This is a genomic window from Collinsella sp. CLA-JM-H32B, assembly GCF_040098065.1.
GTDB lineage: Bacteria > Actinomycetota > Coriobacteriia > Coriobacteriales > Coriobacteriaceae > Collinsella.
Genome location: NZ_JBBNNA010000002.1, coordinates 109,233 through 121,529 on the forward strand (window position 1 = coordinate 109,233; position 12,297 = coordinate 121,529).

General features: G+C 61.5%; 10 protein-coding genes. 8 read left to right on the forward strand and 2 right to left on the reverse strand.

The genetic code is table 11. The annotated features are described in order from the left end of the window. Nucleotides 1-201: 201 nt before the first annotated feature. Nucleotides 202-1,383, reverse strand: coding sequence for a zinc-ribbon domain-containing protein (locus AAA138_RS02510; protein ID WP_349089443.1), 1,182 nt, complete (start codon nucleotides 1,381-1,383; stop codon nucleotides 202-204). A 514-nt stretch (nucleotides 1,384-1,897) separates the two neighbouring features. On the opposite strand from AAA138_RS02510, the gene feoB reads away from it, so the two are divergent. The 4 genes from feoB (at nucleotide 1,898) to AAA138_RS02530 (ending at nucleotide 7,672) form a co-directional block, all read left to right on the forward strand. After that, nucleotides 1,898-4,258, forward strand: coding sequence for a ferrous iron transport protein B (gene feoB, locus AAA138_RS02515; protein ID WP_349089445.1), 2,361 nt, complete (start codon nucleotides 1,898-1,900; stop codon nucleotides 4,256-4,258). Nucleotides 4,259-4,378: 120 nt separating this feature from the next. After that, a complete protein-coding gene (locus AAA138_RS02520; protein ID WP_349089446.1) occupies nucleotides 4,379-5,575 on the forward strand; it encodes an MFS transporter in 1,197 nt (398 codons plus the stop codon). A gap of 153 nt (nucleotides 5,576-5,728) precedes the next feature. Next, nucleotides 5,729-7,105 (forward strand): alpha-amylase family glycosyl hydrolase, encoded by a 1,377-nt coding sequence (locus AAA138_RS02525; RefSeq protein WP_349089447.1) that lies wholly within the window; start codon nucleotides 5,729-5,731, stop codon nucleotides 7,103-7,105. 3 nt (nucleotides 7,106-7,108) lie between these two features. After that, nucleotides 7,109-7,672, forward strand: coding sequence for a uracil-DNA glycosylase family protein (locus tag AAA138_RS02530; protein ID WP_349089448.1), 564 nt, complete (start codon nucleotides 7,109-7,111; stop codon nucleotides 7,670-7,672). A 1-nt stretch (nucleotide 7,673) separates the two neighbouring features. Here AAA138_RS02530 and AAA138_RS02535 read toward each other — a convergent pair whose 3' ends face one another. After that, nucleotides 7,674-8,333, reverse strand: coding sequence for a hypothetical protein (locus AAA138_RS02535; RefSeq protein ID WP_349089449.1), 660 nt, complete (start codon nucleotides 8,331-8,333; stop codon nucleotides 7,674-7,676). A gap of 93 nt (nucleotides 8,334-8,426) precedes the next feature. Here AAA138_RS02535 and AAA138_RS02540 point away from each other — a divergent pair, with 93 nt between their 5' ends. The 4 genes from AAA138_RS02540 to AAA138_RS02555 all read left to right on the forward strand — a co-directional run bounded on the left by AAA138_RS02540 (nucleotide 8,427) and on the right by AAA138_RS02555 (nucleotide 12,289). Further along, nucleotides 8,427-9,563, forward strand: a complete 1,137-nt coding sequence (locus AAA138_RS02540) for an aminotransferase class I/II-fold pyridoxal phosphate-dependent enzyme (protein WP_349089450.1) — start codon at nucleotides 8,427-8,429, stop codon at nucleotides 9,561-9,563. Nucleotides 9,564-10,067: 504 nt separating this feature from the next. Beyond that, nucleotides 10,068-10,589, forward strand: coding sequence for a 50S ribosomal protein L10 (rplJ, locus tag AAA138_RS02545; protein WP_006235004.1), 522 nt, complete (start codon nucleotides 10,068-10,070; stop codon nucleotides 10,587-10,589). 102 nt (nucleotides 10,590-10,691) lie between these two features. Further along, nucleotides 10,692-11,069, forward strand: coding sequence for a 50S ribosomal protein L7/L12 (gene rplL / locus AAA138_RS02550; RefSeq protein ID WP_006235005.1), 378 nt, complete (start codon nucleotides 10,692-10,694; stop codon nucleotides 11,067-11,069). Between the two features lie 311 nt (nucleotides 11,070-11,380). Beyond that, the gene (locus AAA138_RS02555; RefSeq protein ID WP_117745808.1) at nucleotides 11,381-12,289 is read left to right on the forward strand and encodes a UTP--glucose-1-phosphate uridylyltransferase; all 909 of its coding nucleotides are present in this window, start codon (nucleotides 11,381-11,383) and stop codon (nucleotides 12,287-12,289) included. Nucleotides 12,290-12,297: the final 8 nt, after the last annotated feature.

Genomic DNA, 12,297 nt, shown 5'->3' on the forward strand with positions numbered 1-12,297 from the left:
GGCGGGGATTCCGGGTTGCATTTTCCGCAAGAGGCTTGTTTGGGAAACCATATCCCGTTTCGAGCCAGAATTCTGGCAGAGCGGCAAAATATCGGCTTCCGGCAGCTGGGGACGTTCCTTAAGTGCCGGCACCCTGGGACACTCCCTGTATGATTCGCATGCTACGGAGGAAAGCGGATCATTTTGGGTGGCGGTAGTCGGCTATTTCAGCGTAATGCAGGATGCGAGGAGATCGCAGTACGTTTCTCCCGTGAAATCATAATTGATCCCAAGCGGGCGGTATCCATCCTGGACATATCCCCAGTAAGGTCCGCCGGACAGCACTACAGTCTTGCCCGATGACGTCTTTCCAATCGTCCTAGAGAAGGCGGTCTCTGCGCCGTGCGGCGATCCATCGGTTGCGTATACCGTAAAGTTCGCTTTCGAGGCAACATCTTGCGCTGTAACGTCATTGGCGGTAAGGGTGTCGGACGTCGTTTCGAATTTCAACCAATCCATGGGGAACCAGTCGGAGGGGGCCATTGTAAAGTAGTCGGTTTCAAACGTCCTTGCCTGCCTTGCCTCCTCGGCTTTCTTGGCCTCTTCCTCCGCCTGGCGCCTTGCCTCCTCCTCGGCCTGCTTTGCCACCACGGCGTCGTCGCGGCGCTTGGTCGCGGCGGTCGCGAGCGCATCGGCGTCAATATTGAAGCCGGCCTTCTTGGCGCCCTCGTCCTCCTCGGCGTACTTCTTTGCCGCGGCGATCTGGTCGTCGGTCACTTCGGGCGCCTCGATCGGCTCCAGCGCCACGTCGCCCGCGTCAATGGTCTTCTTCTCGGCGGCCTTTTCGCCCAGCTTGATGTCGAGCTTGTCGGCGGGGACGGCGTAGATCGTGCCGTCGGCGGCGATGGGGGAGGCGGCGACCTCGACCTCGTAGCTTCCGCAGCGGAGCTCGACGCCCTCGCCGTCGCTGTCCACGTAGCGCACGGCGTCGACCTTCTTGCCACGCTCCTCCTTGCCCGTAATATGAACCGGCAGCCTGCTCGCTCCCGCCGAGGTGTCCCAGCCCTGGGCCGAGACGCTAAAGCGCACGGCGTGCTTCGCCGCGAGCGCCTCCTGTTCGGCCGCCTGTCGAGCCTGCTCGGGGGCGTAGACGCCGAAGTAGTAGCCGGCGCCGCCGCCCGCGGCGAGCAGCGCGGCCACGACGGCGGCGATCATGAGGGGTCTCTTTGAGCGCTTGGCCTTCGCCGGCGCCGGTGTAGTTGGCTGCGCCTCGGCTGCCGGGGCGGATTGAAAGCCGCCCTGCGATTCGGCCGGGGGTTCATATTCGTCAGCGACGGGCTCTCCGCACACGGGGCAGAACCTGGTCCCGTCCTCGACCTTCGACCCGCAATTTCGGCAGAACATGTGCAGACTCCCCTCGATCGGCGCCCGCGCGAATACCGGGCGCATCCTCATCCGCCTCTATCCTATGCGCGGACTTGCGCCCTTTGTTGCGCAACATTGCCGGGCTCTCGTCCGGGGAAGCCGTATCCCGTTCCGAGCGCCTATTCCGGGACGCAGTTTCCGCTAGAGACCTCAGTCGGAAAGCCCATCCCGTTTTAGCGTTTCGGAGTGGGATGCAGTTTCCCCAGGAGCCCCCATCGGGAAACTGCATCCCGGAATTCGCCTGAATAGTGGGGTGCGGTTTCCGAAAGGGTGCCGTCTGGGAAACCGTGTCCCAGAATCCCCTCCCGCGCCTGGTTGTTCCGCATCGCATCTATTGGGCAAAGCGATCTGTCCCCATTGCACCGATCTGTCGATTGAACATCGTTGCGTGTTCGCGCTATCATGCATGGTTACAATTGGTTAGCCATGGCAAACGGTTAGCCATAGTAAACAAAATGCAACGCCCTGCGGGCGCCGGGGGAGGAACACGGACGTGAAGCTCGATACGCTCGAGATTGGAAAGGACGCCGTTGTCGCATCGGTGACATCGGACGACCAGGCACTCCGACAACATATTTTGGACATGGGCCTAACACCGGGCACCGAAGTCACCATGATGAAGTACGCCCCCATGGGCGACCCGCTCGAGATTCGCCTGCGTGGCTACGAGTTGACGCTGCGCAAGGACGATGCCGCACGGATTGAGCTCGTGGGTGTTCACGACACCGATACGGGTCCGCGCGCTAACGCCGCAATCGGCACGACGGAGCACCCGGCACTCGGCGAGGGGACGTATTCGCCCCGTGCGGCAAAAACGGCCGTGCCCGAGGGCGCACCGCTACATTTTGCCCTCGCCGGCAACCAAAACTGCGGTAAAACCACGCTGTTCAACCAGCTTACGGGCTCCAACCAGCATGTCGGTAACTTTCCCGGCGTGACGGTCGACCGCAAGGACGGCACCATCCGTAACCACCCCGAGGCGAGCGTCACTGATCTGCCTGGTATCTATTCGCTGTCGCCGTACACGGGCGAAGAGATCGTCAGCCGTCAGTTTATCCTGGATGAGCATCCCGACGCCATCATCGACATCATCGACGCCACCAACATCGAGCGCAATCTGTACCTGACGCTGCAGCTTATGGAGCTCGATCGCCCCATGGTCATCGCGCTCAACATGATGGACGAGGTGACGGCCAACGGTGGCGCCGTGGACGTCAACCTGCTCGAGAGCCTGTTGGGCGTGCCTGTTGTCCCCATTAGCGCTGCCCGCAACGAGGGTATCGGTGAGCTGGTGGATCATGCCTTGCACGTCGCGCGGTTCCGCGAGCGTCCCGGCCGCTTGGACTTTTGCGCGCCCGATGGTCCAGACGGCGGTGCGCTGCATCGCTGCATCCACGGCATCGCCAACCTTATCGAGGACCATGCCGCGACGGCACACATTCCCGTGCGTTTTGCGGCGACCAAGCTGGTTGAGGGCGACGAGCTGGTGACCGAGGCGCTTCACCTGGACCGTAACGAGCTCGACGCCATCGAGCACATCATTACCCAGATGGAGGGCGAGGCCGGCACCGACCGCCTTTCCGCGCTGGCCGATATGCGCTTTAGCTTTATCGGCGACGTGTGTGGGCGCTGTGTCGTCAAGCCGCACGAGAGCCGCGAGCACGTGCGCTCCGTCAAGATCGACCGCATTCTGACGGGTCGCTATACGGCCATTCCGGCGTTTCTGCTGATCATGGGTCTCGTCTTTTGGCTGACGTTTGGCGTGATCGGCGCGGCGTTGCAGGGACTCATGGAGGACGGCATCGCTGCCATCATCGCCTCGGCCGATGCGGGCCTCAAGGCGTTCGGCACCAACGACGTGGTGCGCTCACTGGCTGTCGACGGCGTGCTTACGGGTGTGGGCAGCGTGCTGACCTTCCTGCCGATTATTGTCGTGCTCTTCTTGTTCCTCTCCATTCTGGAGGACTCGGGCTACATGGCGCGCGTGGCCTTTGTTATGGATAAGGTGCTGCGTCGCTTTGGCCTGTCGGGCCGCAGCTTTGTGCCTATGCTCGTCGGTTTTGGCTGCACCGTGCCGGCTATCATGTCGACCCGTACGCTCCCATCCGAGCACGACCGCAAGATGACGGTCATGCTCACGCCGTTCATGAGCTGTTCGGCCAAGTTGCCGGTCTACGGCCTGCTGTGCGGGGCGTTTTTCCCGCAGGCGACGGTCCCCGCCATGGTCTCGCTCTATCTGATTGGCATTGCGGTTGGCTGTATCGCGGCTTTGGTGCTCAACCGCACGGCATTTAAGGGCGACCCAGTGCCGTTTATCATGGAGCTCCCCAACTACCGCCTGCCGAGCGTCAAGACGACGGTGATGCTGGCATGGGATAAGGCCAAGGATTTTATTACCAAGGCCTTTACCATTATCTTTGCCGCTACGGTGGTCATCTGGTTCCTTCAGACGTTCGATATCCGCTTTAATGTGGTCGCCGATCAGTCGCAAAGCCTGCTTGCGGGCCTCGGCAGCATCATCGCGCCGGCGCTGGCGCCGCTTGGCTTTGGCGATTGGCGCGCATCCACGGCGCTCGTCACCGGACTTATCGCCAAGGAGAGTGTCATCTCGACCCTCACCGTGCTTTTGGGCGCGACCTCGCCCGCGGCACTGTCGACCATGTTTTCGCCGTTTACCGCTTACGTGTTCCTGGTCTTTACGTTGCTGTACCCGCCCTGCGTGGCGGCCATCGGCGCCGTCAGGAGCGAGTTGGGCGCGCGCTATGCCGTTGCCGTGTTCGCGTTTCAAGTGACGGTCGCCTGGATCGTGGCGTTTGTCGTGCATTCGGCGGGCATATTGCTGGGGTTGGCTTAGTTATTTATTGACGGCGCAACCTCTGTGTATCGAATTGTTTCGGCCCCGTGTCCGTTACTGACGGATGCGGGACCGTTGCTATATAATCGCCTCCACTCAAAATGATTGGAGATGTTATATATGAGTCAGGCAAGGCAAGACGGCATCACGCTCAGGCAGTGGCTCCCACTCGTCGGGCTCACCTGCTGTGCGTTCGTGTTCAACACGTCGGAGTTTATGCCCATCGGCCTTTTGACTGATATCGCCGCGTCGTTCTCGCTCACCGAGGCCCAGGCGGGCATCATGATCTCGGTCTATGCCTGGGGCGTCATGCTGCTGTCGTTGCCGCTCATGGTGTTCGCTTCGCGTTTCGAGTTCAAGCGGATGCTGCTGGGCGTGCTCGCCGTGTTCTCGCTCGGCCAGTTTCTGTCCGCTGTGGCGCCGACTTATCCCATCCTGGTCTGCGCGCGCCTGGTGGTCGCTTGCGCGCATGCCGTGTTCTGGTCGGTCGCTTCGATTATGGCCTCGCGCCTGGTCGACACGCGCCATGGGGCGCTCGCCATCAGCATGATCGCCACGGGCTCTTCCATCGCACAGATCTTCGGCCTGCCGCTCGGCCGCGCCATTGGCCTGGCCGTGGGCTGGCGTATGACGTTTGCCGTGGTCGGAGCACTGTCTGCTGTCGCGGTCGTCTACCAGGCGACCGTGTTTCCAACCATGCCGGCGGGCGAGCGCTTTACCGTCAAGCAACTGCCCGAGCTGCTCAAGAACCCGTTACTGATCGCGCTCTATGCGGTCACGGTGTTCATGGCAACTGGCTATTACGCGGGCTATAGCTATATTGAGCCGTTCCTGGCACAGGTCGCGCACGTCGACGCAAGCGCTATTACCATGACGCTGACGGCGTTCGGCTGCTCTGGTCTGCTCGGAAGCTGGCTGTTCGGCCGACTGTTCGATGGGCACCGGTTCCCGTTTCTCGCGATTACGCTCTCCGGCGTGCCGGTGGCTCTGCTGCTCATGGGTCCGGCCGCATCGTCGCTCGTGGCAGTGCTTGCCGTCTGCGCGCTGTGGGGCTGCTGCGCCACGGCCTTTAACGTGGCGTTCCAAGCCGAGCTCATCAAGCACACGCCGGCAGATTCGTCGGCCGTCGCCATGTCGATCTTCTCGGGCCTGTTCAATCTGGGCATTGGCACGGGTACCGCGATCGGCGGAGCCGTGGTTTCGGGCCCCGGTATCGCCTGGATCGGCTACGCGGGCGGTGCGATTGCTGCCGTGGGCGTCATCCTCGCTATCACGGTGATGTTCCCGGCCATTCGCCGCGCAAAGCCTGTCGCCTGATCACGTTTCCTCATCAGTTGCGGTGGAATAGTTCCTGTTTAAGGCCTCTGAAGGCCCAAGCAGGAACTATTCTACCGCAACTTATTTTGGGGAAGAGGATACAAGCCGGGCATACAATGGATGTCGTTGTGTTGCGCTTACCGGGAGGTTGCTATGTGGGCATACGAGACGACGTTCTATCAGATCTATCCGCTGGGCTTTTGCGGAGCTCCGCGCGAAAACGTCGCCCCCGTTGCCGAGGATGAGCTCGCCCAAGCTGCCGGCACTGCACCCAACCCCGATGCCCCCATCATGAAAATCGCCCAATGGGCCGATTACCTGCAGGAACTCGGCGTTGGCGCCGTGCTCATCAACCCGCCGCTCGAGTCCGATAGTCATGGCTACGACACGCGCAGCCTGCGCCATATAGACCGTCGCCTGGGTGGGGACGCCGACTTTGCCGCCGTGTGCGAGACGCTGCACGTCCATGGCATCCGCGTGGTGCTCGATGCCGTCTTCAACCACGTCGGTCGCGGCTTTTGGGCCTTCCGTGATGTGCAGGAGCGCAAGTGGGATTCGCCGTACAAGGACTGGTTCCACATCAGCTTTGACGGTGACTCGTGCTACGGCGACGGCTTTTGGTACGAGGGCTGGGAGGGCCATTTTGAGCTTGTGAAGCTCAACCTGCAAAACCCCGCCGTGGTCGATTACCTGCTTGAGTCCGTGCGTCGCTGGACCGAAGTCTTTGGCGTCGACGGTCTGCGCCTGGACGTCGCCTATATGCTCGATCGCGATTTTATGCGCCGCCTGCATACTTTTACCCGTGAGCTCAAGCCCGACTTTGTGCTGATTGGTGAGACGCTCCACGGCGACTACAACCAGATCGTCAACGACGAGATGCTCGACTCCTGCACCAACTACGAGTGCTACAAGGGCCTGTACTCCAGCTTTAACTCGGTCAACATGTTCGAGATTGCCCACTCGCTTCATCGCCAGTTTGGCGGCGACCCCTGGTGCATTTATCGCGGCAAGCATCTGCTGTCGTTTGTCGACAACCACGACGTGCCGCGCCTGGCGAGCATCCTGACGGACAAGTCCTGCCTGCGCCCCGCCTACGGCATGCTCTTTGGTATGCCGGGCATTCCGTGCGTCTACTACGGCAGCGAGTGGGGGATTGCCGGCGAAAAGGGCGGCCCCGATGGCGATTGGGCGCTACGTCCTGCGCTCGATGAGCCCGCGCCCAACGAGCTGACGGCATTTGTCACGCAGCTGGCGCACCTGCGCTCGGCAAACGACGCGGCAGCCCGTGCCCTCAACTACGGTGCCTATCGCAACGTGGTGATCCAGAACAAGCAGCTGCTGTTCGAGCGCGCCTGCGATGACGCGACGGTGCTCGTGGCGGTCAACGCCGTGAACGAGCCCTATACCTTTGGAGCCGGCGAGCTCAACGGCTCCTTCGTCGATCTGCTTGCCGACGATGCGCCCACGGTCGAGCTGCCGGGCTCCTTTGAGCTTGCGCCCTACGAGGTGCGCTATCTGTTGAGGGCCTAGGCCATGGCCGCGCCAGACGAGGGCTATCAACATATTGAGCATGGGTTTGAGCCCGTGTTTGACGAGCACTCGCGCGTTTTGGTGCTGGGGTCGTTTCCCTCGGTGCTCTCGCGCGCCAATGCCTTCTATTACGGTAATCCCCAGAACCGCTTTTGGCGCGTGATGGCCGCGTGCCTCGGTGTGCCCGTGCCGCCCAACGAGGGCAATCCTTTGGCAAGCGGTGAGCCCGCGACGCTCGATGCCTCGATTGCCGCCAAGCGGGCCATGCTGCTGAACGGCGGCGTGGCCCTGTGGGACGTGATCGAGGGCTGTGACATCAAGGGCTCAAGCGACGCCAGCATCAAAAACGTCGTTCCGGCGCATGTCGAGCGCATTACCGGCGCAGCTCCCATTGAGCAGGTGATATGCAACGGTGGTACAGCTGGTCGGCTCTTCAAGCGCTATCTACAAGAACGCACGGGGCTGTCGGCCATCGTTCTGCCGTCGACTAGTCCCGCCAATGCGGCATGGCGCCTGGAACGCCTTGTCGAGCGCTGGCGCGAGGCCGTTGACTGGGGCGCTCTGTAATTTAGATATCTGATTGGGCGCGGGTGCTGAGGCGTTTCATGATGGCATGCCAGATCGGTGCGGGCAGCGCGGGCTTGACGCGCACCATGCCGTCGGCATCGACGCTACCGGCATTGCCGCCGCCAAGCAGCTGCGCATGTTCAATGGAGCAGCCCATGCGCACAGCGCCCACAAGCTTATCTATCGCTTCCGAAAATGGCCGACGCAAGAGGCCCATACGCGGGGAGTGGCGAAGCGCTGCGATGCCGCTGCCGGCACGGATGACAACGCCGTCGCACCATGGCAGGTCACGTAGAATACATGCCCGGTATAGGCGGTCGAGGGCTTCGTCCGCCTGCTTGGTGTTTTTGGACAGGGCCTGAACGACGACATAGACGCGCGCGTCTGTATTCTTAAAGCGATCGAGTATCTCCTCGACAGTGATCATAGCCTCATCATCACATGCATCATCAACAGCGAGCACCATGCCATCGACTGCACCGGCATCATCCGCCTCCAAATCGATCGGGCGGGGGAGCGCGGTGCCAGAAAGCTGAGCATAGGCGGCGATGGCATCCTGCAGGTCCCAGAGCAAAAACTCAAGATCGGCGCTATTGGGAATGCTGATATACGCAATGGTTTGCAACGTTTTTGGTACATCGCCGCGTGCGGTCGTCTCCATGCCGCCTCCTTTCCGGTTGGTTTCCGTTTAGGTTACACCGTCTGGTGACGCCTCGCCGCGCTATCCTAGTGCAACCCTTACGAAAGGAACGCCATGCGCCTGCCCATGAATACTTCGCTTGCCACGCTCAAGCCCTCCGGCATCCGCCGGATTAACGCACTTGCCGCCCAGCATCCGGGGTGCATTGCGCTTGCGCTCGGCGAGCCCGATTTTCCCACGCCCGACGTGATCAGCGCCGAGGTGACCGCCTCGCTCGACCGCGGCGACACACACTATCCGCCCAACAACGGACGCCCTGTCCTGCGCGAGGCACTGTCCGCATATATGGGCGACGCGGGTCTTTCGTTTTCGGCTGACGAGGTCATCCTGACCGATGGCGCGACCGAGGCCCTGTCGGCCACGTTTATGGCCATGCTCAATCCTGGCGACGAGGTCATTATCCCCACGCCGGCTTTTGGCCTGTACGAGAGCATCGTCGTGGCCAACCACGCCAAGGCGGTCTTTTTGGATACGGAGCCCGCGCAATTCCAGATCGACGAGGAAGCGCTTCGTGCCTGCGTGACGCCGGCGACCAAGGCCATCGTCATCTGCTCGCCCAACAACCCCACGGGCTGCATCCTCAACGCGGCATCGCTCGACGCCGTGGCACGCGTGGCAGAGCGGGCGGGCATCTACGTAGTCTGCGACGACGTCTACAACCGTCTCGTCTATGTGGATGGCTACGAGCGCTTCGCCCAGCGACACCCGGAGCTGCGCGAGCAGACAGTGATCATCGAGAGTTTCTCCAAGCCCTGGGCCATGACCGGCTGGCGCTTGGGTTGGCTCGCAGCGGCAGCCCCCGTCATCGCCGAGATCGCAAAAGCACACCAATACCTAGTATCGAGTGCCGTTTCATTTGAGATGGACGCAGCAGCGCGAGCCCTGACCGTCGACCCAACCCCCATGCTCAAAGTCTACCGAGCCCGCCGCGAGCGTGTACTCGAAGCCTTAAACGCCATGGGCCTCGACGTGGTAGAGCCCGCAGGAGCCTTCTACACTTTCCCGAGCATCAAAAAGTTCGGCCTAACCAGCGAAGACTTCTGCATCAAAGCCATCGAAGAGGCAAACGTAGCCCTAGTCCCCGGAGATTGCTTCGGCACCGAAGGCCACATCCGCCTAAGCTACTGCGTTTCCGACGAAAACCTGGACGAAGGCCTCCACCGCCTGTCCACCTTCATTTCAACCTTATAGCCCAACGGGACGCAACGCATCAGCCCACCGACATAAGGGTTATGCGTGGGGCGCGTCGCTCAACGGACACGAGGATTCGCAGCAAAGGCAACGTAGCTCCGGCCGGGAGGGGCAGGGCGAGTTTTCCGTAGATTCCGCACGAGCCGAAGGCCACTTAATGTGGCCTTCGTGCGAGCCCAGGACTTGACCGAGCGGAAAACTCGCCCTGCCCCTCCCGGCCGGAGCGTATGCAGGGTTTGTGTACGAATCCTCGCGCCCGTTGACCGACGCCGGGGTCCCCGCCATAATACTTTCGGTTCACGCACGAATCCGCTGCCAGAGACAGCCGGTGCAAACGGGCATCGCCCGCGAGCTTAATGGGATATCCCGCCAGCCGAGGTGGTCGAGTTGATATGTCTTCTCGCCCCCGTCGCTCATGCAGCGCGGGGGCTTTCTTTTTGGACATGCCCCCGTCACGTCCTTGTGGCGGACCGTGCCCGGAAAGAATTCGAGGAGGTGTAATTCATGCCCCAGCAGTACAAAATCGACAAGGTTGCAGAGATCGAGTCTCGTATCGCCGAGAACGCCGGTCTGTTCGTCGTCAACTACAACGGTCTGACGGTTAAGCAGGCTCAGGAGCTGCGTCATCAGCTTCGCGAGTGCGGCGCCGAGATGAAGGTCTACAAGAACAACCTGGTCAAGATCGCTCTCAAGAACCAGGAGCAGCCCGAGCTCGACGAGATCCTCGCCGGCCCCGTCGCTTATGTGTTCTACGAGTCCGAGCCGGTCGAGGCCGCTAAGGCCCTTAAGGACTTCTCCGCTAAGTCCAAGGGCGTCCTTGAGATCAAGGGCGGTATCTCCGACGGCAAGGCCGTTTCCGCTGATGATGTTAAGGCTATCGCCGAGCTGCCCACCAAGGATCAGCTTCTCGGCCAGATCGCCGGTCTCATCTCCGGTTTCGCTCGCGACATCGCTGTCTGCGTCAACGGCGTTTCCTCTGGTCTCGCTCGTTCGATCCAGCAGGTCTCCGAGCAGAAGGCAGCCTAGTCGCTGTTTTCACCCGCGGCGGCAACGCCGCACCCCTGGCGCATTCGCGCCGTGTTTTAACTGATCTCCGTGCATCCGCACGGAAACCGAAAGGACTTAGAAATGGCTAAGCTTACCACCGATGAGATCATCGATGCTCTTAAGGAAATGACCCTTCTCGAGGCTTCCGAGCTCGTCAAGGCTATCGAGGACACCTTCGGCGTTTCCGCCGCTGCTCCTGCCGCTGTTGTCGCCGCTCCCGCTGCTGGCGCTGCTGAGGCCGAGGAGAAGACCGAGTTTGACGTCGTGCTCGAGGGCTTCGGCGACAACAAGATCCAGGTCATCAAGGCCGTCCGTGAGCTCACCAACCTTGGCCTGAAGGAGGCCAAGGAGGTCGTCGAGGGCGCTCCCAAGGCTGTTCTCGAGGGTGCCAAGAAGGAGGACGCCGAGGCTGCCAAGGAGAAGCTCGAGGCTGCTGGCGCTGCTGTCACCCTCAAGTAATCAGGCTCTCTCGCCAGATTTCTTTGCAGACGGGGCTCGCTATGCGAGCCCCGTCTTTTTTGTATCGGCCCCTCATTCCCATTGCTCGGCACGCAGAACATCGTTGTCTTCGCCGTGCCAATCCCGTTACCGCTGGGGCGTAAAATTGCACCATTCGGGCAATAATTTGCGTTGACCTGCTGAAGAATTGTCTCTGCCTTGTAGCGACATATAGTTCCAGCGGTAAGATGCTTGGGTATCGCAATTTGGTCTGCGGCTGTGTGCCGCACGCATGGGGCGCTTTTGCGCCTGCGAAAGGATCTTTGAATAACATGAAGGCAATCATCCCCGCCGCCGGTCTTGGCACGCGTTTTCTGCCTGGCACCAAGTGCACGCCCAAAGAGATGCTGCCGGTGCTCGACAAGCCCGTCATTCAGTACGTCGTTGAGGAGGCGCTCGACCCCGAGGAGGTCGACGACGCCATCATCGTTACTTCTCCCGGTAAGCCCGAGCTACTGAACTACTTCCAGCCCGATCGCTCGCTCGAGAACCTGCTGCGCGAGCGCGGCAAGAACGCCTATGCCGATGCCGTCGCCCACGCTGGCGGTATGCCGGTCGACTTCCGTTATCAGTACGAGCCCAAGGGCCTCGGCCATGCTATCCGCTCTGCTGCCGACGCCGTGGCAGGGGAGAACTTCCTGGTTCTTCTGGGCGACTACGTTGTGCCTAATCGCGACATCTGCGACAAGATGCTCGCCGTTTCCAAGGAGCACGGTGGAGCTTCGGTTATCGCCGTCGCTGCTTGCTCGCCCGAGGAAGTCAGCCGCTACGGCGTTATCGCCGGTGAGCGCGTCGGTTCGCTCGAAGGCGCCGAGGACGTTGCCGATGCCGAGCCGGGCGCTGTCTGGCGTATCGGCGGTCTGGTCGAGAAGCCTGCTCCCGAGGCTGCTCCGTCCAACCTGTACATTGTCGGTCGCTACTTGCTGAGCCCGCTGGTCATGGACCTGCTGGCAGATCAGCAGGCCGGCAAGGGCGGCGAGATCCAGCTCACCGACGCCATGGCCCGTTCGCTCGACCGCGAGGCCATGTACGCTGTCGTCATCGACCCGCTCTCGGGCTACGACACCGGCACTCCCTCTGGCTGGATGGCCACCAACGCCCTCATGGCTGCAAGCGACCCCCGCTTTGCCAGCGCCTTCTGGGACGCCATTGACGAGCGCGGCGGATTGATGCGCAAGTAAGCCTTCGG

Bases quoted from the DNA above. Each gene is read 5' to 3' on its own strand.
- AAA138_RS02540 (WP_349089450.1), top strand. From the start codon at position 8,427: ATGCGCCTGCCCATGAATACTTCGCTTGCCACGCTCAAGCCCTCCGGC.
- AAA138_RS02510 (WP_349089443.1), bottom strand. From the start codon at position 1,383: ATGTTCTGCCGAAATTGCGGGTCGAAGGTCGAGGACGGGACCAGGTTC.
- rplJ (WP_006235004.1), top strand. From the start codon at position 10,068: ATGCCCCAGCAGTACAAAATCGACAAGGTTGCAGAGATCGAGTCTCGT.
- AAA138_RS02530 (WP_349089448.1), top strand. From the start codon at position 7,109: ATGGCCGCGCCAGACGAGGGCTATCAACATATTGAGCATGGGTTTGAG.
- AAA138_RS02535 (WP_349089449.1), bottom strand. From the start codon at position 8,333: ATGGAGACGACCGCACGCGGCGATGTACCAAAAACGTTGCAAACCATT.
- AAA138_RS02520 (WP_349089446.1), top strand. From the start codon at position 4,379: ATGAGTCAGGCAAGGCAAGACGGCATCACGCTCAGGCAGTGGCTCCCA.
- AAA138_RS02555 (WP_117745808.1), top strand. From the start codon at position 11,381: ATGAAGGCAATCATCCCCGCCGCCGGTCTTGGCACGCGTTTTCTGCCT.
- AAA138_RS02525 (WP_349089447.1), top strand. From the start codon at position 5,729: ATGTGGGCATACGAGACGACGTTCTATCAGATCTATCCGCTGGGCTTT.
- rplL (WP_006235005.1), top strand. From the start codon at position 10,692: ATGGCTAAGCTTACCACCGATGAGATCATCGATGCTCTTAAGGAAATG.